We start from the raw sequence: 19586 nt of genomic DNA on the forward strand, positions 1-19586 counted from the left end.
TCGCCGACCCGCGCAACCGATGCTGTTGCTGCCGCTCGAGATACATCGAGTACGGATCCGTCGCGTATGCGTAGACGCCCGCAGCTCTCCGACGAGGTGGCTTCCCACCTGCGCAGCGCGATCATGTCGGGTTCATTTCGCTCGGGCGAATTCATCCGATTGGACGAGACCGCAGCAGAACTCGGAGTCAGCGTCACACCGGTCAGAGAGGCGTTGCTCACACTGCGCGGCGAGGGCATGGTCGAGTCCGCCCCGAATCGGGGATACCGGGTGTCGCCGATGAGTAGCTCCGACATCGACGACATCTTCTGGCTGCAAGGGCAACTCGCGGTCGAACTCGCCCTGCGGGCCGCGGAGCGCGCCGCTGCCTGCGACCTCGAACGATTGGAAGATCTCAACGAGCGCCTACGTGTTTGCGTGACTGCGTCGAAGGGCTCGGCGGGTTCGGAGATATCGACCGACGTCGAGCGCATTGCCGATGCCGAATGGTGTTTTCACCGCGAGGTGAACCGAATCGCGAACAGCCCGAAGCTTGCATGGTTTCTCGATACTGCCGCCCGTGCGCTGCCGTATCGATTGTTCGCCCGGGACCCTCAGTGGGGAGTGGTGGCCGTGCGGTCGCACGAGCGGCTCATCGCTGCGATGCGTGCGGGGAAGCACAACGAGGTCATCACGCAGACCCTGGTCCAGTTCGACGACGCTGCAGCCCGGCTTCTGGCCCACCGGAGGCGGCTCACCGAGAGCGCGGGCGGCAATTAGGGAACAAGGCCCCCTTGCCTATCTGCGCACGGGCGTGCACAATTTGGATGACACTGCAGCATCCGTACTTTCGCCGAGGAGGCGACCCATGGCATCACCAGTGGAAGTAAACGAGCCCGATGTCGTCGTTGAGGGCGTCGCCGATCGCGCCACCGTCGATCGTGCTCCGGTCGAGCGTGGCTCGGTCGATCTCGCGGATTTCGTCGGCGAATCGATGCTTCTCCTCGGTGCCGGATCGACGGTGCTGCTGCAACTCGCCGACCGTGGTACCGGACACGGCGTGGCCGATCACAGCACCACTCTCCAGCGTCCGCTCGACCGGTTGCGTACCACGATGACATACGTCTACGCGGTCACCCTCGGTACGCCCGAGGAGCGTAAGCAGATCGTCCGGATGGTCAACAAAGCTCACGTACCGGTGCGGTCCGAGACCTACAACGCGTTCGATCCGGAACTCCAATTGTGGGTTGCAGCAACGCTCTACCGCAACGGCGTCCAGATGTACGAGCGCATGTTCCACAAACTCTCCGACGCAGACCTCGAGTGGATCTATCAGCAATCCGCGGTCTACGGCACGGCACTGCAGGTCAAAGAAGACATGTGGCCGGCCACACGCGCGGAGTTCGACGCATACTGGGACAACATGATCGCGACGATGGACGTCGATGAGAAGGTGCGGGCCTTCACACGCGGCCTGCTCGGGGGCGGCGACTCCCCGCTACCCGTGAAGCTGCTCATGCCGCTACAGCGCTTCATGACCATCGGTCTTCTGCCGCAGCGCATGCGCGACGAATTCTCCCTGCCGTGGAGTCCCCGCGACCAGCGCCGGTTCGATCTGTTCTGGAAGGTCGTGCCCCCGGTGTACAGGAGGGTGCCGCGGCCGATCCGGCAGCTGTCCGCCACGTACTACCTGCGCGACATGCGGCGCCGCTTCGCCTCGGGTCGCCGCATCGTCTGACGTCCCGGCACGGCGGATGCCGTCCTCGGCCGATTCACCGAACCGAGGACGGCATCCGGATCCGAGCGGTGAGAGTCAGAGCGCGACGTCGCGTTCGAGCCCGAACCAGTAGTGTTCGCCGCTGTCGAAGACGAGTCCACCCTTGCCGTTCATCACGCCGATGACGGTGTCGTTGTCCACCTTCTTGAAATGGTCGAACACCGGCATCCCGTCGTAGACCATCGTCGCGGTCACCTCGCCGCGGAACACGACGTCCCACATACTCGCTTCGCCACGACCGGTCTTCTTGTCGGAGAACAACTCTCCGTCGTCGTCCCGGCATACGAGCGGCTGGACCTCGGAGACCGAGACGAAGGACTTCCCGTACCAGCGGGCACCACCGAGCATGTGGTGGGTGCGGTGACCGGTGTCGAAACTGAATCCTTTCCACCGGTATCCGACCAGATCATCGATTCGTGCGGGCTCGAGACGCTCCCAGAGGGTGTCCAGCTCACGGGGATCGATTCGGTCGGTGCGGGCACGCAGTGCGGCGAGTTCCGAGACAACATCCATGTCGGTTCCTGTCAGTCGAAGGTGAGTACGGCCTTGACGACCTCACCTGCAGTCACTGCGGCGAAGGCGTCGTCGAGCTTGTCGAAAGGGAATGTGCTGGTGATTTTCTCGACGGGGAACCGGCCGTCGCGCCAGAATGCTGCGAGTTCGGGAAGGAAGACGTGCGGGTCGGCGTCGCCCTCGATGACCCCGGTCAGTGTGCGACCGCTCAGTAAGTGCGTCTGATCGATCGTGATCGGGTTCCGTCCTCCGCGTAGGCCGAGGGTTGCGCATACTCCGGGGCTCGCGAGTGACGACATCGCCTGGCGGATGACTGCTTCGGACCCCACCGATTCCACCGCGTAGTCGACGCCGCCCTCGGTGCTGCGGCGTATGTGGCGGCCGATGTCGTCGACCTCGTCGGGAGACAAGACCGCCGTGGCGCCCAGCTCGAGTGCCAGCGAATGCCGACGGGGGTTGGGGTCGATGCCGATGATGGTGTCGCAGCGCGCAATCTTTGCGGCCATGACCGCCGCCATGCCTACTGCACCGAGACCGAATACGGCTATCGACGAACCCGATTCGGGCTGCAGGACGCGAAGAACGGTGCCGGCTCCTGTGGCGAGTCCGCACCCGAGAGGGCCTGCGAGTTCGACGGGCACACCTCGAGGGAGACGAACGACGTTACGGTCGGTCGCGACCACGAGCGACGAGAACGACGACTGACCGAACCAGTTGCCGTGAACCGGTTTGCCCGAGCCGTCGTGAAATACGGACGTGCCGTCGGGTCGTGTACCCGAATAGTTCAGCGGAGCAAACCGTGCGCAGTAGGCGGGACGGCCACGACGGCAGTTGCGGCAGCTCCGGCAGGAATCGAAGCCGATGACCACTGAATCGCCCACGCGCAGGCCGACGACGTTGGCACCGACCTCCGCGACCACCCCCGACCCCTCATGGCCAAGTACCGCGGGAAGCGGGATCGGAACTCCGCCGGACGCCGCGGTGAGGTCGGTGTGACAGATTCCGACACCGCGGATCCTCACAAGGATCTCGTCGGCCCGAAGTTCTGGGACCACAACGGATTCGATTTGCATGGAAGCGCTGTGTTCGCGCAACACGGCAGCACGCGCGATACGGCTCATGGGTGCAGCACCTCACCGGAATCGCCGCGGTTGCCCACGAGCACCGCCAGCATCAGCTGCTGCACTCGTCTCCGGTGGGATTCCGTACTCCGGAAGCGCATCACCTGTCCGACGTCGAGGGACAGGATGAGCGCAGCGTGGACGAGGAAACGGCATTCGACGGCCGAGAGATCGGCGCGCAACTCGGCGACGATGCGCGCCCACTCCTCGATGTTCAGGCGCTGGATATTGCGGAGGTCGCTGCGGTAGGCCTTGGGGAGGTTGCCGATCTCGGCGAAATAGACAGACATCAGCTCACTGTGATCGAACGCCAGCCGAACGAATACGTCCACCAGATGCTCGAGTGCCTGGTCGGCGGTCGACGATTCGGTCAGTGCCGATTCGACGGACATCGCAACGCGGTCGCCCGCACGGTGGAAAGCTGCGGCGAGCAGATCGGCCTTACTCGGGAAGTGCCGGTACACACCGGAAGCGTTGATTCCGGCCGCGGCACCGATCTCCTCGATGCTCACATCGTGATAGCCCCGTGCATCGAACAGTAGAATCGCCTCGTGCAGCAGCACTTCGCGCTTGTTGGACGTAGCGAGACCGGACTTGGTTTGCGGCTCTCCGGAATCGGGATCGGCGGGAGCGAGAGGTGTCGCCAGAATCGAGTGGCACGCGTCGAGCAGGAGCTGCTGGAGCCGACGGTTCGACAGCGGTGCGCGGTGGGTGGTGATCGAGCCGATCGTGCTCAATAGTGCAGTGCTGAGCACGACGTCGTCGGAGGCGGTGAGGTCGGGGCGAATCTGCGCCGTGAGATGGGCGAGGCGTCGATTGATCGCGACCATCTTGCTGCGAACCTGCAGACGGTCGTCCTTGGACAGGTAACGACGTTCCCAGCGGTAGAGCCCACCGGTTCGACGATTGGTGATGGTGGTGCGGATCGTCGCAGTGAGCAGACGGTCGAGGGTGTCGCTCGGATCGGTGTCGTCGCCGGAGTCGAACTCGTCGACAGCAGCTCCGAGAGAGTCGGCCAGCTCATTGACCGCGTGCCGGAACAGCGCGTACTTGTTCGGGAAATGGCGGTAGAGGGCAGGCCCCGAGATACCGACTGTCTTGGCGATCTCGTCGATGCTCACGCCGTGATAGCCGCGCTCGCTGAAGGCCTCGGCCGCGACGGCGGCAATCTGCGCCTTGCGGTTCTTGGGGCGTCGGCGTACCCCAGTGGTCTTGCTATCGGCGATTGATCGTGCGCGCGCCCCGACCTGCGCGTGTTCGGCCACCTGAACTCCTCGTCGATTGTGTCGGACCCGCGACCGATCGCGGAGAGTCATCCTAAAGGTAACAGCTGAGACCCGAAAATCGGAATGCACTTCGACCACCGATTTCATACCAAAACCCCAGAACAAAGTGTATTGACAAACACAATGGTGACCTCCAAAGTTAATACCGATTCTTCCGATTCACTCTGGAAGAGCGGGTACGTGGGGGCGTAGTGGCGCGTCCCGCGCCGATTCGAGGAGGACTCTTGAGGACCCGATTCACCGAGGCGTTCGGGGTCGAGCACCCCATCGTTCAGGGCGGCATGATGTGGGTCGGCCGTGCCGAGCTGGTCGCAGCCGTGGCCGACGCCGGTGCGCTGGGATTCATCACAGCGCTCACGCAACCCACACCGGAAGACCTGGTTCGCGAGATCGCACGGTGTCGGGAGATGACCGACAAACCGTTCGGAGTCAACCTCACCATCCTGCCGTCGATCACACCGCCGCCGTACGACGAGTACCGCGCCGCGATCATCGAGTCGGGCGTCAAGATCGTCGAGACCGCGGGCTCCAACCCGGTCGATCACCTGCCGTTCTTCAAGGATGCGGGGATCAAGGTCATCCACAAGTGCACGAGCGTTCGGCACGCCCTCAAAGCGGAGCGTGTCGGCGTCGATGCTGTGAGCATCGACGGCTTCGAATGCGCCGGGCACCCCGGTGAGGACGATGTCCCCGGTCTGGTTCTCATCCCCGCCGCAACCCGGCGACTCAGGATTCCGGTGATCGCGTCGGGCGGCATCGCCGACTCGCGAGGCCTCGTCGCCGCGCTCGCCCTCGGCGCCGACGGCGTGAACATGGGCACCCGCTTCATGTGCACGGTCGAGTCCCCGGTGGCGCAGCAGGTCAAAGAACAGATCGTGGCGAACACCGAGCTCGATACCAAGCTGATCTTCCGTACGCTCCGCAACACGGCACGTGTCGCGGCGAACGCGGTCAGCAAGGAGGTAGTCGAGATCGAGTCCCGCGGCGCAGAGTTCGCCGACATCGCGCACCTCGTCGCCGGAGCTCGTGGTCGCACCGTCTTCGAAGAGGGTGATGTCGATGCCGGTATCTGGACGTCGGGTCAGAGCCAGGGGCTGATCGACGACATTCCGACGGTAGGCGCGCTCGTCGAGAGGATGGTCTCCGAGGCCGAGGCGCTCATCACCGGGCGTCTGAACGGCATCGTTGCGGCCGAGGCAGGGGTGCGAGCATGATCTGGACAGCAGAGGGCATCGCCGTGGAAGGTTTCCGTTCACAACTGGAGGGCGGGATTCTCCGGATCACGATAAACCGCCCGAAACGGATGAACGCGCTCGATCTCGGGACGATGGGCGCACTGCGTGACGCGGTGGCAGCGGCCGGAGCGGACGAGCGCGTGCGGACCATCGTTCTCACGGGTGAGGGCACCGCGTTCTGCACCGGGGCCGACCTTGCCGCTGCGGGGGCGAACCCAGCCGACCCGAACGTCGTCATGGACACCGCGAACTCGTTGATTCGCGCGATCGTCGAATCGCCCGTGCCCGTCGTTGCGGCGGTCAACGGGCCTGCCGCCGGTGTCGGTGTGTCGATCGCGGTGGCGGCCGATCTCACCTACGCAGCCGAAAGTGCTTACTTTCTTCTGGCTTTCGTCAACATCGGACTGATGCCCGATGGCGGATCGAGCATGCTGATCCCCGCGGCCATCGGCCGGGCCCGGGCGGCCGAGATGGCGCTGCTCGGCGAACGTGTGTCGGCGGCCGACGCCGCCCGCTTCGGTCTTGTGGCCCGCACCCTGCCGGACGTCGAACTCGCCGCGCATGTCGATGCAGTGGCGACCCGCACTGCGAGTGGTCCTCGCCGCGCTCTCGCGCTCACCAAGCAGGCACTCAACAATGCGACTCTTCCGGCTCTCGATGATGCGCTGGCGCTCGAGAAGGCCGGCCAGGTCGAACTGCTCGCATCCGCAGATTTCGCCGAGGGTGCGATGGCCGTGCTGCAGAAGCGCCGGCCCGAGTTCGGTTAGAGCCCGCATGCACATGTGGAGCTCGGGGCAGGTTGCGGGCACGGACCCGCCATCCGCCCTCTGGCTCTTCTAAAGCACTGTTCATAGACTATTTCGCAGGGATTTCGCCGAAGCGTGCGCCACATGTTCCTTGATGAGATTTCCCATCGAGAGCGGTGAGAATCTTCGTTAACAAAGATCTAGTCACAATCGGAATTTGCATGTAGGGTGCATCACACCGGATCCCGGCATTTGCCGCGCCCCTTCGTCCTGAAGCTTTCCTGTCTCGAGAGGACCGTCGATGGTTTCCCCTTCTGTCTCGGATGCTCACCGCTACCGCAGCAACAACTGGAACAACCAGGTCGCGCGTCACGCCCTGATGACACCCGATCGCACCGCGTTCCGGTTCCTCGGCGAGTCGATCACCTGGTCGCAGCTGGACGAGCGCGTCGAGAAGCTTGCGGATGCGCTGTCGCGCCGCGGCATCGGCTTCGGCGATCGCATCATCGTCCTGATGCTCAACCGGCCCGAGTACATCGAGATCGTGCTCGCGGCCAACGCAATCGGAGCGATCGCCGTGCCGGTGAACTTCCGTCTCACCGCATCCGAGGTTGCGTTCCTGGTGGCCGATTCGGGCGCGAAGGCGATTGTTGCCGAGGGCCCGCTCGTGCCGCTCGCTGCCGCCGCCCGCGCGCAGTCCGAAGGCATCGACCTGGCGATCACGATCGGTGCGGAGCCCGAGGGCGACGCAGTATCGTACGACGCCCTCGTGGCCGAAGAGGGCGATCCGCACCCGCAGGTCGATATCCCGAACGACACTCCGGCGCTGATCATGTACACCTCGGGCACCACGGGTCGCCCGAAGGGGGCAGTGCTCACCCACTCCAACATGGAAGCCCAAGCGCTCACCTGTATCAGGGCTTTCCAGCAGTTCGACGAGACCGGCATCGGATTCTGTGCCTCGCCGATGTTCCACATCGCTGCGCTCGGATCGATCGCACCGAGCCTGATGCTCGGCACCGCCACCGTGATCCACCCGGTCGGCGCATTCGATCCGGGTGCGCTGCTCGACGTTCTCGAGGCCGAGCAGGTCACCAGCTTGTTCCTCGTACCGGTGCAGTGGCAGGCCGTGTGTGCTGCGCAGCAAGCGAACCCGCGTAAGCTCGCCCTGCGCAACATTTCCTGGGGTGCTGCGCCGAGCTCGGACACCATCCTGCGCGCCATGGCCGAGACCTTCCCGGATGCGTTCAATGTCGCGGTGTTCGGCCAGACCGAGATGTCGCCGATCACGTGCGTGCTCGACGGCGCGGATGCGATCCGCAAGCTCGGCTCTGTCGGACGCGTCATCCCGACCATCCAGGCACGAGTGGTCGACACCGAAATGAACGATGTCGCTCCCGGCGAGGTCGGTGAGATCGTCTACCGCGGGCCCACCATGATGCGCGACTACTGGAACAACCCGGCGGCCACGTCGGAGGCATTCCACGGCGGATGGTTCCACTCCGGAGACCTCGTGCGCATCGACGACGAAGGCTTCGTCTACGTCGTGGACCGCAAGAAGGACATGATCATCTCCGGTGGTGAGAACATCTACTGCGCAGAGGTCGAGAACGTCCTGTTCGGACATCCCGCAATTCTCGAGGCCGCTGTCATCGGTCGTCCCGACGCGAAGTGGGGTGAAGTACCCGTCGCGGTCATTGCGCCGAAGCTCGGCAACGACGACCTCACCCTCGAAGAGTTGCAGCCGTACTTCGACGAGCACCTCGCGCGTTACAAGCATCCGAAGGACATCGTGATCGTGGACGCCCTGCCGCGCAACGCGAGTGGCAAGGTCGTCAAGGGCGAACTGCGCGGCGGACTCTCCGCTGTCACGCAGGGCTGAACCCCTGAAGTCCGTTTCGTATTGCTGCGGGACGGACTGTAGCGGGGATGTACCAGGCGCCGGCCGTCGATGCCCGGCACGCGAACAGTAGACACCGAGGGGGTGGGGAACGTGGCATTCGAGCTTCCGAAGGCGAAAGGTCCGGCGCACGATCTTGCTATCCAGATCGGTGCGTTGGTCGGCTTTTCGCTCGAGACGCTCGTCGCGGCGTTCCGTGTGGTCATCCAGCGGAAACTGTCTCTGGGGGAGACGTTTACGCAGGCACTGTTCATCGCGAGGGTATGTAGCGGGCCTTCACTTCTGCTCATGCTGCCGATCGGCGTGCTCATCGCCGTGTCGGTGGGATCCCTCGCCGGGCAACTCGGCGCCGGCGCCTATTCGGGGGCGATCGTATCGTTCGTCGTCGTGGGGCAGGCAGCGGCGCTGGTGTGCGCGCTGATGCTCGCAGGGGTCGGTGGTTCGGCAATCTGTGCCGACCTCGGCTCGCGCACCATTCGCGAGGAGATCGATGCGATGGAGGTCCTGGGCCTCAACGTGATCGACCGTCTCGTGGTCCCCCGCCTCATCGCATCGGTGCTCGTGTCGATTGTCCTGTGCGCGCTCGTCACCGTCGTCGGTATCGGCGCCTGCTACCTGTACGAGATCTATCTCAACGACGGGTCCGGTGGAGCGTTCCTCCGTACCCTGTCCGAGTACGGACGCCTGTCGGACTTCGTCATGGCCATGGTCAAATCGGCCTGTTTCGGTGTCACATCTGCTCTGATCGCGTCGTTCAAGGGACTTCATGCCAAAGGTGGTCCGAGTGGTGTTGCCGATGCGGTCAATGAAGGCGTGGTGCTCGCCTTCATCATGGTGTTCGTCGTCAATACCGTTCTGTCCCAGATGTACACGGTGATGGTACCGGCAGTGGGTACGTACTGATGATCTCGTATTCCACCGCGGCGCGAGCGCGGTCGGCGGCAGCGCGTCCGTTCGCCGCCGTGGTCGACGGATGTGCAGAAGTCGGCCGACACGTCGTCTTCGCTTTCCGTGCTGTCGCGGGTATTCCCACGGCGCTGCACCGGTATTTCTCACACGTCCTGCGTCACATCGGGGAAGTCAGCTTCGGTTACGCGTCGCTGCTCGCCGGTGGCGGCACGATAGGCATCGTGCTCGCGATGTCCGCGGTTGCCGCCATGATGGTGGGTGTCGAAACCCAGCGAGGGCTCGAACTCATCGGTATGACGTCGCTGTCGGGGATGCTCTCCGCGATCGCCAACACCCGCGAACTCGCTCCGGTCGTCGCGTCGATCGCGTTGGCCGCCAAGGTCGGTACCGGGTTCACCGCGCAGCTCGGGGCGATGCGGATCTCCGACGAAATCGACGCACTCGACGCGATGGCCGTGCGATCGGTCCCCTTCCTCGCGAGCACACGTCTCATCGCGGCTGCGGTATGTGTCATCCCGATCTACATGGTGGGCCTGCTCGGATCGTACGTCGCGACCCGACTCGTCGTCGTGAACTTCCAGGGGAACTCGGCGGGAACCTACGATTACTACTTCCATCTCGCATTGTCCCCGTCCGACCTGTGGTACTCACTCACCAAGGCCGTGGTGTTCGCGATGATCGTCGCGATCGTCCACTGCTCGTACGGATTCTACGCGTCCGGCGGACCCGAAGGCGTCGGCCGTGCTGCCGGACGGGCATTGCGCACGAGCATCCTCGCAATCGGCGTCACCGATGTGGTTCTCACCTTCGCATTGTGGGGTTTGGTCCCGACGATTCCGGGGGTCGGGCTGTCGTGACGAGCAATGCCACCATCGAACGGTCGAGAACCGGGGGCAAAGTTGCAAGGCAACGCAGGAACCGGACGGGAGGGCCGAGCAGGGGCATGCTCGCCGTCATCGGTGCGATCGCGTCCGTCGTCCTGATCGTGATCGGCGGACTGCTCGTGGCGTCGGGCTCAGGTGCTCTCTCGCGTGATCCGCAGGTAAACGCGACAGTCCCGGCCGAAGCCGGCCTGATCCATGGTGCCGCGGGGGTGCAGTACCAGGGAGTGCATGTCGGTTCCGTCATCGGTATCGACGCAGGTGTCGCAAGCTCTCGCCTCACCATGCAACTGGGCGAGGACGGGATCACCGAGATTCCCGCGTCCGTGGTAGCGCGGATCGTGCCGCGCACGCTCTTCGGCGACGTGTTCATCGAGCTCGTCCCGCCGGAGAATCCGGAGATCGGCCCGCGACTCTCGGACGGCGCCGAGGTCGCCTTCGACACGTCGGATGAGGCCGTGCAGCTCGCCGATCTCTACTATCGTGCCGCCGATATGCTCGAACAGCTGCGTCCCGAGCAGTTGTCCACCGCACTCGATGCTGTGAGCCAGGCTCTGGAGGGTCGTGGAGAAGCGCTGGGCGCCACGATCGATCGGATGGCCGCGCTCACGGAGGACCTCGGTCCGCTCGTCGACGCCGGTATCGCGGCGGCGCCGCAGATGGCGGACGTGGCAGAGTCGATGTCTGCCGCCACCGACGACGTCATCACCGTGATGCAGAACGCCTCCGAACTGTCGCGGATCGCGCTCGAACACGAGGACGGAATTGCCCGTCTCCTGTCCGGCGGCGCCGCGCTCGGAACGCAGGGAGCCGACCTGCTCTCCGCGAACACCGACAACATGATCGCAGTCGTGCGTAACGGAGCGCCGGTCGTCGGGGCCTTCGCCGGCAACACGGAGGGGCTCGACGCGACGTTGAAGAACGTGGGCATCTTCGGTGAAGCGGGCGCACGAGTATTCTCGACAGGCCGATTCAACATCACCGCGATCGCCGACTTCGCTGATCCCATGCCGTACACCAGTGCGGATTGCCCGCGATACCCCGGCATGGAGGGCTCGAACTGCGGCGACCCGGTGCAGACTTCCGCAACGAGCCGCAGACAGGTCGTGTCGGGCGCTGCAGAGAGCGCGCCGATCGGGTTCCTCGAACAGATCTCTGCCGGCGTCGACCCGGCCGATCCTGCAGCGCTGCTGCGTGATCCATCCACCGCGGCTTCGGTCCTGCTCGGCCCGTTGGTACGAGGAGCGGCGGTGAGTATCCCGTGAGAGCGAATATCGGACCGGGGATCCAGCTCGCCGGGTTCTGCCTGGCAGGGGTCCTCGCAGCGGTCCTCGTCGGCAACACCCTGGAACGCCCCATCGTCGGGTCCACCACCGACTACTCCGCGGAATTCACCGATGTCGAAGGTCTCACCCCGGGCAGCGACGTCACCCTCGCCGGTGTACGCATCGGCCAGGTGTCCGATGTGAGATTCGAACCGCAGGACGACGGTACATCCCGTGCTGCAATCGACTTCGAGATCGAGGCCGGACACGAGCTCACTACCGACGTGCTCGCCGACATCAACTACGGCGACATGATCGGTGTCAAGTACGTCGCCCTGAGCCTGCCCGGCGACACGACCGGTCAGGTGCTCGAACCCGGCTCGACGATCCCGATCGAGCAGACCACCCCTCCCGTCGACCTCACCGCGCTGCTCAACGGATTCAAGCCGCTCTTCGAAGCGATCGACCAGGCGCAGATGAATTCCCTTGCCGCCTCGGTCGTCGACGCCTTCCAAGGGCAGGGCGCGACCCTCGAATCATTGCTTCTGCACGTGGCTTCCGTCAGCACCGACATCGTCGAGCAGGAACAGGTGTTGAGCGACGTCATCGTGAACCTCGAACAACTCGTCACCGTCGTCGACCGGCGAAGCGACGAAATATCACAACTCATCTCGGGTATGGATGTGGTGGGGCAGGCGCTCGCGGGCGACACCGATCAGCTCGCCACACTCATCGATCGCGGGTCCACTGCGGTGCGGTCCACCGCGGTGTTGATGGCCGGTGCGGTGGCACCGCTCGATACCACCGTCACCGACCTACGAGTCATGACCGATGCCTGGGTTCCGCAGACAGACGAGTTCAACCGCTCGATGGCGTTGCTGCCCGAGCTCGGGCACAAGATCAACAGGATCGGCGACTACGGCGGCTGGCTAAACCTCTACATGTGCAATTTCACGATCGAATCGAACGACTTCGAGACCAACATCTTCGGGTCGACCTACTCGGAGGTGTGCCGATGAGTCTCGGGCGCACACTTCGCGACACCTTCGCTGCGATCTTCTCCGGTAGACACGATCGGAATGCGAACCCGATCGTGCTGGGGATCGCAGGTATGGCGCTGGTAGCGGTGCTCATGCTGGTGGCATTGGCGGCCCCGACGGTGGTGTACTGGTTGCGCACGGACTCGTACACGGCCGAACTCGCGAATGCTGCAGGACTCGAGCCGAACGATCCTGTGTATGTGGCGGGTGTTCCGGCCGGACGGGTGGAGTCGATGGAGTTGTCCGGTGATCGTTTGATCGTCGGTTTCCGCCTCGACCGGTCGCAGATGCTCGGCGACCGGACGAGCGCCGAGGTCAAGCTCCAGACCGTTCTAGGGAAGGTCTATCTCTCGGTGCAGCCTGCTGGAGCAGGTGAGCTCGATGACGGTCTGATTCCCCTGGCCCGCACCGGTGTTCCGTACAGTCTCGACGAACTCGCCACCGATGCCGAGCACGTGGCCGACGGCCTCGACGTCGAAGGACTCGAGGCGATGATGCAGACCCTCGCCGACACCATGCCATCCGATTCGGAGCAGATCTCCTCCGCACTCGCGGGGGTGGAAGCGACCTCGCAGATGCTGGTGCGCAACGACGCTCGCATCACTTCCCTGCTCCAGGCCTCGAAATCTCTCACTTCGATCGTCACCGATCAGAGCGAAGATGTCGCCGCGCTCGTCGAGAACTCTACTGCGGTGGTGAACATTCTCACCGCGAGGAAGGACGCGCTCTTCCAGTTGGTCGAGGATCTTCGAACGCTCACGGAGTCGGCCGAGACGTTCCTGACCGACAACTCCGACGACCTGAACGCCCTCGTCGTGAACATGCGTTCGGTGACCGACACGCTTGCGGCGAACGCCGACAACATCGACCGCATCCTCCTCGAATTCCCGTCCGCTCTACGCGCTGCCACCAACGCGTCGGGTAACGGGACGTGGGTCGACGTGCATGCACCTGCTGGTCCCATCCCCGACAATTTCCTGTGCTCCATCGCAGTGATGGAGGGCTGCAAGTGAATCCGACTGCGAAGACATGGCTGATTCGCGGCGTCGCGATCGTTGCGGTGCTGGCGTTGTGCGCCGCCGGTGTCTGGTACGTGGTGGGTCCGGACCGAACCCGCACCGTCACCGCGCAGTTCGCCACCGTGAGTGGAATCTACCCCGGGAGCAATGTCGCGGTACTGGGCCTGCCCGTCGGCACCGTCGAAGAAGTCCGTCCCGCCGGGACATACGTCGAGGTGACGATGTCTGTGCCGTCGGATATCGCTTTGCCCGAGAATGTCACGGCGTTCGTGATGAACCCGTCGGTCATCAGCGACCGGTTCGTCGAGCTCGCGCCTGCCTACCGCGGCGGAGCGCAGTTGGGCGACGACGGCGTGATTCCTGTCGAACGTAGTCATTCACCCATCAATTGGGACGAGATGCTCGAGAGCGTCGACACGCTCGCGGCCGCGATGGGGCCCGAAGGCGGCGATCTCGGTCGAACGCTGGAAGTGTCCGCCGACGCGACGGAGGGCCTCGGTGAGCAGATGAACCGGGCGATCGTTGCGCTGGGGCAGGCGACTTCGGTGGTCGGAGCAAAGTCCGAGGACATCGGCGGACTGATCGATGATCTCGGGGCGGCTGTGCGCGCGGTGAATTCTCGTGAGGGATCACTCACCGAGCTGGTCGACGGTGTCGCCGAACTCGGTGAGGAACTGCAGCGGCAGAACCTCGATGTGTCGGCACCGATCTCCCAACTGAGCACGATCCTCGATCAGCTCGACACCCTCCTCGCCGAGCGCGGAGGTGACGTCGAACAGGTCATGGCGAATGCTCGTGTCCTCACCGACACCTTTGCGGCAAACGAGGTGGGGCTGGCGGAGCTGTTCGACGTCCTGCCCCTTGCGATGCAGAACATCGACCAGGCGATCGGAGAGAACGGACGTGGCCGGATCCGTCTGAACATCTCGACTCAGATCAGTCAATTCCCTCGCGCGCAGGAGTTGTGCGCTCGCGAACGCCTGCCGCTGTGTACCGGCGCAGGTTTCACCAATCCGCTCACCGTGCCGTTCGACCTGTCCGATCCGTATGAAGACCTTGTTCCCGAGTCTCTGGATCGCGCTCTGGGAGAAGGAGGTCCGCGATGACACGGCGGAGCAGGATCGTATTCGTCGCCCTCGCTGTGGTAGTCGGCCTGTTGACGTCGGGTTGTGGCTTGAGCTTCCAGAGTCTGCCGATGGGCCGGACCGGGCCAGGATCCACCTTCATCGTGACCGCGGTCTTCGAGAGCGCCGACCGTGTCGATCTCGGTGCGGAGGTCCGGGCCGGACAGGCCATCGTGGGCCGCGTGTACTCGATGTCCACCGACGGCAAGCAGGCGTTCGTCGAGCTGAGCATGGACGAGTCCGTGGATCTCCCGGCAAACGTCGGTGCGTCCGTTCGTCTGCCCTCGGCTTTGGGCAGTCCGTACATCCAGATCGACCTGCCGGAAGAGGCATCGAAGGAACTGCTCGCCGAAGGAGACACCATCACCCGGACCGAGCTCGGACCCGACATCGAGAGCACTTTCGCGATGCTCGGCAATGTCGTCAACGGCAGCGGGCTGGACCAGCTCAGCACCATCACCACCGAGCTCGATGCTGCCTTCGGAGGCCGCGGGGAGTCGATCCGTACGATGCTCACGAAGCTCGACTCCACGATGGCGCTGGCCGACGAGAACACCGAGTATCTCGACCGGACGCTCGCAGCCGTCGATTCGGTGACCGCGCGGCTCGCGCAGCAGCAGGAGCTGATAGACAACGGGATCGCCGACAGCACGGCTCTGATCGGGCTCCTTGCCGCGCAGCAGCAGGACCTCCGGACATTGGTGTCGAGCACGGCAACAGCGGTGTCGTCGATCGATACGGTGATGGCCGAAGACGCCACGATCGGCACTGCGGTCGACGACCTCGCAGAGATCACTGCGGGAATCCGCGACTTCAACGCCACGGTGGGGTCGATGCTCGTCAACGTCAACGGTTTCATCGCCGGCTTCAACTCGGCGGTGCGGGGCGACTATCTGCTCTTCGACGGTGCTTTCGACATTCCTGCCGCGATCGATCTGCTCGTCACCGGCGGTATGCCGCCCGGCGAGGAGACCGACGCATCACAGCCCGTCGACATCGCGTCGGACCTGGCCGACCTGCTGCAAGGTGGACTCCGATGACCCGCCCCGTTCTCGTTCAGCTGGTGGCGTTCGTGCTGGTCGGCATTTTCGCAACCTTGTTCGGCGTCCGTTATGTGCTCGGCCCGCAGAGCCTCGGCGGCGCCGTCGAACTGACAGCGACACTGGCCGATGCACGCAGTATCGGGCCTGGCACCTCGGTCACCTATCGCGGCGTCGCGGTGGGAACGGTCGAGTCGGTCACGATCAATCCCGGCGGTGTCGGGTCCACAGCGGAACTCGCGCTCGATCCTGGAACACAGATCCCTGTCGGTAGTGTGGGTCGGGTGTCCACTGCGACGGCCATCGGCATCCTCGCGCTGGACATCGAGCCCGAGACCGCTGACGGACCGTATCTGACCAGCGGCGACACACTCCGGGTGCCGGAGGAGATGCAGGGCATGCGTCTCGATGAACTGCTGCTGCACATGACCGAGCTCGTCGAGAGCATCGACGCCGATTCGATCGTGTCATTGGGTGATACATGGGGCACCGCGCTCCGCGACACGGGACCGGAACTGCAAGCACTGCTCGAGAACGCCGACTCCCTGTCTGCAATGGTTGCCGAACGCGCCCCGACCATTGCGACACTGCTCGACGAAGGCCTCGGACTGATCGACTCCCTCGCGCGCAACTCGGAGAGCTTCCCCGGTTCGATGCGTGCCTTCCGCGACGTGTCGGACCAGCTCGTCGGGAGCAGAGAATCGCTGGTGTACCTGCTCGGCCGGTCACCCGAAGCGCTTGCACGTACCGAAGAACTGTTCGCCGGTACGAAGGACAACTTCGGCGTGCTCATGACCAATCTCGTCACGATCGGAGAGGTGGCAGGCCCGCGTGCACCCGCGGCCTCTGCGCTCCTCGATGCCATGCCCGCGACGCTCGCCGACCTCTCGGGCATCGTCAAAGGCGACCGCGCCGACTTCTCGCTGGTCGGAACGCAGGGACCGGTCTGCGTCTACGACACCCAGCGGATGATGGTCGGTGATGAGAGTCCGCGTGAGCCCAACCGCTCCCTGTACTGCCCGCCAGGAGAAGATCTCTCCCAACGCGGAGCACGTGTTGCGCCAAGACCGAACGATCTGGGATTGCAGGGGCAGACCACTCCGGGCGCCGTGTCCGGGCCGGATATGGCCGACGACCCCCTCCTGATCCCGACGGGCGTCGAGGTCCTGAACTACTGGCAGAAACTCCTGGAAGGACTCGGGAATTGATCGACGAGAACCCCGCCGACGTCGCCGTCGCCACCGAGAGCGACGAATCGGAACAGGAGCCCGTTCGCCGCTCCGGGAAGGGAGGGGCGGTTGCCATCGCGGTGATCGTCCTGTTGGCTCTCGCCGCGGGTTTCTGCGGCTTCCGGTGGTGGCAGGCCGAGCAGACCGAGTCTCTGCGCACCGATGCGGTCGCCGCTGCCCGGGAGTATGCGACCACTCTGGGCACCTACGACTACCAGTCGTTCGACGATTCACTTGCGGCCGTGACTGCGGCCTCCACCGAGGAATTCGCGGCGAAGTACTCGGGTGTCGCGGGTGACCTGCGCGGACTCGTCGAGAACGGGCAGGGCGCGTCGGTCGCGACGGTCTCCCACGCCGGACTCGAAACCCTCGACGGCGACACGGCCACGGTGCTGGTGTTCCTCGATCAGGACGTGAAGAACGTCGTCGTCCCGGAGGGGCGGACCGATGCGACGAGGTTCCTCATCACACTCGAGCGCATCGACGGCAGGTGGATGCTCGACGGTGCCGACGCGAAGTAGCGACCACGCACCGGAGGCCGGGCTGTGCCCAGACCCTGTTGCATCACGTGCGAATCTGACTATCTTGAATCGGAAGGATAGTTTTCTCGATTCAGAATCCTGGTCGGATTCTCAGGTGCGACGAGGCAGGCGATGCGCTTCATCTTCCATTACCCCGAGATCAGTGGTTCCGACGGCGATGTTCTCGACCCGGGCCCGCTGCGCGATGTCGCCGTCGCGGCGGAACGGGCAGGATTCGATGCACTCTCGTTCAGTGAACATCCGGCACCGGGCGCGAAGTGGCTCGACCGCGGCGGGCATCAGACTCTCGATTCATTCGTCGCGCTCGGCTACGTGGCCGCCGCGACCGAGCGGCTGAGGCTGCTCACCTATCTCGCAGTAGTTCCCTACCGCAATCCGTTCCTGCTCGCGAAGGCAGCGGCCACCTTGGACAAGCTGTCCGGTGGTCGGTTCACCCTCGGCATCGGAACGGGTTATCAGAAGCGTGAATTCCACGCGCTCGGCGTCGACTTCGACGAGCGCAACGCACTGTTCGACGAGGCGCTCGATGTGCTCCCGCTGCACTGGAGCGGCGAACCGTTCTCGTACCAGGGGCGGCATTTCAGCGCACAGGACATCATCGCCCGACCCCGCCCTGTTCAGGATCCGATTCCGATCTGGATCGGAGGCAACTCCAAACTGACCAGGCGCCGGGTTGCGCAGCGCGCCCAGGGGTGGATGCCGATGTCCGGTGGCGCGACCCTGAGTACGACGGCACGCACCGCAGAACTCGGCCCGGTCGAGCAACTCGGCGGCGATATCGCCGAGCTCCGTGCGGAAGCGGTCACGGCAGGTCGCACCGACCACATCGATGTCGTCTATTCGTACAGCAGTGAGATCTCCTCGCCCACCGTCGACGTCGACAGGCATCGCGACGTGCTCGACCAACTGGAGAAGGCCGGAGTCGACTGGGTGCTGGTGTCGTGCCCCATCGAGAGTCTTTCGGCCACCGTCGAGTTCCTCGAGTCCTTCGGATCCACCTACATCGGGCGAGGGTGAGCGGCATGGGCTGGTTCGAAGAACGTGCTGAATTGGACGGGACTGTCGCCGTGATCACCGGCGGTGCCGGAGGTCTCGGTGCCGCTATCGTGGAGGATCTCTCCGCGAACGGGGTGCGTCCCGCTGTCATCGACCTCGACGACGCTGCGGTGAAAGAACTACGCGACTCACTTGACAAGCGGGGCGTCGACTGCATCGTCACGCAGGGCGACGTCCGCGACCCCGACGCGCTGACCGCGCTGTTCGATCGGGTCGACGAGCGGTGGGGCCGGGTCGACTCCCTCGTCAACATCGTCGGAGGAACTTTCCGGGCGCAGTTCGTCGACACCAGTGCCAAGGGGTGGGACGCGATCTTGCGTACCAACCTCTCGCACGTGCTCCACGCGTGTTCACTCGCGGTGCCCCGGATGCAGGCCGGTGGTCGCGGTGGCAGCATCATCAATCTCACGACAATCGAAGCGCACCGGGCGGCGCCGGGTTTCGCTGTCTACTCGGCGGCGAAGGCGGCTGTCGAGCAGTTCGCGCGAACACTCTCGATCGAGGTTGCACCTGACGGCATCCGGGTCAACAATGTGGCGCCCGACTACGTTCCGACTCCCAATCTCGCCAAGCTGGCCTCCCTCGGCGGGGGTGATTCGTCCCTGTCCACTCCCGACGGGCTCCGTGTCGCGATCCCGATGGGCCGGGCAGGACACGTCACCGATGTGTCGAACAGTGTGGTTTTCCTTGCATCGAAATTGTCGGCGTTCATCACCGGGACGACGTTGCACCCGGACGGCGGGACCTTCGCATCGTCGGGTTGGTTCAACTGGCCCGAATCCGGTTGGGCGAACCATGTTCCGTCGCGGATCCTGGCCGGCGCAGAATCGGCGCGGCCTCTTGACGCAGGCGGTGTGATGTAGATAACATCGAAAGTGCGAATCGAGCAGACGTCCGAGGACGACAGAGGCTCGTGAAGCAGAG

The 19586-nt window shown here is 64.4% G+C and carries 19 protein-coding genes; 16 read left to right on the top strand and 3 right to left on the bottom strand.

The window, feature by feature from the left end:
- Positions 1 to 66: 66 nt before the first annotated feature.
- Positions 67 to 759 carry a GntR family transcriptional regulator gene (locus ACTDXD_RS12865; protein WP_440127636.1) on the top strand — a complete coding sequence of 231 codons (693 nt, stop codon included), beginning with the start codon at positions 67 to 69 and terminating at the stop codon, positions 757 to 759.
- 88 nt (positions 760 to 847) lie between these two features.
- Positions 848 to 1717, top strand: coding sequence for an oxygenase MpaB family protein (locus ACTDXD_RS12870; RefSeq protein WP_440127374.1), 870 nt, complete (start codon positions 848 to 850; stop codon positions 1715 to 1717).
- A gap of 75 nt (positions 1718 to 1792) precedes the next feature.
- Here the strand turns inward: ACTDXD_RS12870 and ACTDXD_RS12875 are convergent, their stop codons facing one another.
- From ACTDXD_RS12875 to ACTDXD_RS12885, 3 genes are read right to left on the bottom strand one after another with little or no spacing between them, the layout of a single operon-like run.
- The gene (locus ACTDXD_RS12875) at positions 1793 to 2269 is read right to left on the bottom strand and encodes a DUF4334 domain-containing protein (RefSeq protein ID WP_440127375.1); all 477 of its coding nucleotides are present in this window, start codon (positions 2267 to 2269) and stop codon (positions 1793 to 1795) included.
- A gap of 11 nt (positions 2270 to 2280) precedes the next feature.
- Entirely contained in the window at positions 2281 to 3390 is a 1110-nt protein-coding gene (locus ACTDXD_RS12880) for an NAD(P)-dependent alcohol dehydrogenase (protein ID WP_440127376.1), read from the bottom strand.
- Positions 3387 to 4655, bottom strand: coding sequence for a TetR/AcrR family transcriptional regulator (locus ACTDXD_RS12885; protein WP_440127377.1), 1269 nt, complete (start codon positions 4653 to 4655; stop codon positions 3387 to 3389). Before ACTDXD_RS12885 ends, ACTDXD_RS12880 begins: the two co-directional genes overlap by 4 nt.
- A 245-nt stretch (positions 4656 to 4900) precedes the next feature.
- Between ACTDXD_RS12885 and ACTDXD_RS12890 the strand changes: the two genes are divergently transcribed.
- From ACTDXD_RS12890 to ACTDXD_RS12955, 14 genes are all read left to right on the top strand, one after another.
- The gene (locus ACTDXD_RS12890; RefSeq protein ID WP_440127378.1) at positions 4901 to 5890 is read left to right on the top strand and encodes an NAD(P)H-dependent flavin oxidoreductase; all 990 of its coding nucleotides are present in this window, start codon (positions 4901 to 4903) and stop codon (positions 5888 to 5890) included.
- Complete coding sequence (locus tag ACTDXD_RS12895) at positions 5887 to 6678, top strand: enoyl-CoA hydratase (protein ID WP_440127379.1); 792 nt, start codon at positions 5887 to 5889, stop codon at positions 6676 to 6678. The genes ACTDXD_RS12890 and ACTDXD_RS12895 overlap by 4 nt, the downstream gene beginning before the upstream one ends.
- A gap of 280 nt (positions 6679 to 6958) precedes the next feature.
- Positions 6959 to 8539 carry a fatty-acid--CoA ligase FadD5 gene (fadD5, locus tag ACTDXD_RS12900; RefSeq protein ID WP_440127380.1) on the top strand — a complete coding sequence of 527 codons (1581 nt, stop codon included), beginning with the start codon at positions 6959 to 6961 and terminating at the stop codon, positions 8537 to 8539.
- 111 nt (positions 8540 to 8650) lie between these two features.
- On the top strand, positions 8651 to 9460 hold the full coding sequence (locus ACTDXD_RS12905; RefSeq protein WP_440127381.1) for an MlaE family ABC transporter permease: 810 nt from the start codon (positions 8651 to 8653) through the stop codon (positions 9458 to 9460).
- On the top strand, positions 9460 to 10323 hold the full coding sequence (locus tag ACTDXD_RS12910) for an MlaE family ABC transporter permease (protein WP_440127382.1): 864 nt from the start codon (positions 9460 to 9462) through the stop codon (positions 10321 to 10323). The genes ACTDXD_RS12905 and ACTDXD_RS12910 overlap by 1 nt, the downstream gene beginning before the upstream one ends.
- 86 nt (positions 10324 to 10409) lie before the next feature.
- The gene (locus ACTDXD_RS12915) at positions 10410 to 11612 is read left to right on the top strand and encodes an MCE family protein (protein WP_440127383.1); all 1203 of its coding nucleotides are present in this window, start codon (positions 10410 to 10412) and stop codon (positions 11610 to 11612) included.
- Complete coding sequence (locus ACTDXD_RS12920) at positions 11609 to 12631, top strand: MlaD family protein (RefSeq protein WP_440127384.1); 1023 nt, start codon at positions 11609 to 11611, stop codon at positions 12629 to 12631. The genes ACTDXD_RS12915 and ACTDXD_RS12920 overlap by 4 nt, the downstream gene beginning before the upstream one ends.
- The gene (locus ACTDXD_RS12925) at positions 12628 to 13665 is read left to right on the top strand and encodes an MCE family protein (protein ID WP_440127385.1); all 1038 of its coding nucleotides are present in this window, start codon (positions 12628 to 12630) and stop codon (positions 13663 to 13665) included. Before ACTDXD_RS12920 ends, ACTDXD_RS12925 begins: the two co-directional genes overlap by 4 nt.
- A complete protein-coding gene (locus tag ACTDXD_RS12930) occupies positions 13662 to 14777 on the top strand; it encodes an MCE family protein (RefSeq protein ID WP_440127386.1) in 1116 nt (371 codons plus the stop codon). Before ACTDXD_RS12925 ends, ACTDXD_RS12930 begins: the two co-directional genes overlap by 4 nt.
- Positions 14774 to 15835, top strand: a complete 1062-nt coding sequence (locus tag ACTDXD_RS12935) for an MCE family protein (protein ID WP_440127387.1) — start codon at positions 14774 to 14776, stop codon at positions 15833 to 15835. Before ACTDXD_RS12930 ends, ACTDXD_RS12935 begins: the two co-directional genes overlap by 4 nt.
- Positions 15832 to 17043 (top strand): MlaD family protein, encoded by a 1212-nt coding sequence (locus tag ACTDXD_RS12940; RefSeq protein WP_440127388.1) that lies wholly within the window; start codon positions 15832 to 15834, stop codon positions 17041 to 17043. The genes ACTDXD_RS12935 and ACTDXD_RS12940 overlap by 4 nt, the downstream gene beginning before the upstream one ends.
- Positions 17040 to 17585, top strand: coding sequence for a hypothetical protein (locus tag ACTDXD_RS12945; RefSeq protein WP_440127389.1), 546 nt, complete (start codon positions 17040 to 17042; stop codon positions 17583 to 17585). Before ACTDXD_RS12940 ends, ACTDXD_RS12945 begins: the two co-directional genes overlap by 4 nt.
- A 132-nt stretch (positions 17586 to 17717) precedes the next feature.
- Positions 17718 to 18623 (top strand): LLM class F420-dependent oxidoreductase, encoded by a 906-nt coding sequence (locus tag ACTDXD_RS12950; protein WP_440127390.1) that lies wholly within the window; start codon positions 17718 to 17720, stop codon positions 18621 to 18623.
- A gap of 5 nt (positions 18624 to 18628) precedes the next feature.
- Positions 18629 to 19525, top strand: a complete 897-nt coding sequence (locus ACTDXD_RS12955) for an SDR family NAD(P)-dependent oxidoreductase (RefSeq protein WP_440127391.1) — start codon at positions 18629 to 18631, stop codon at positions 19523 to 19525.
- Positions 19526 to 19586 lie beyond the last annotated feature (61 nt).

The organism is Rhodococcus sp. SJ-3, assembly GCF_051918125.1.
Classification (GTDB): Bacteria; Actinomycetota; Actinomycetes; order Mycobacteriales; family Mycobacteriaceae; genus Rhodococcus.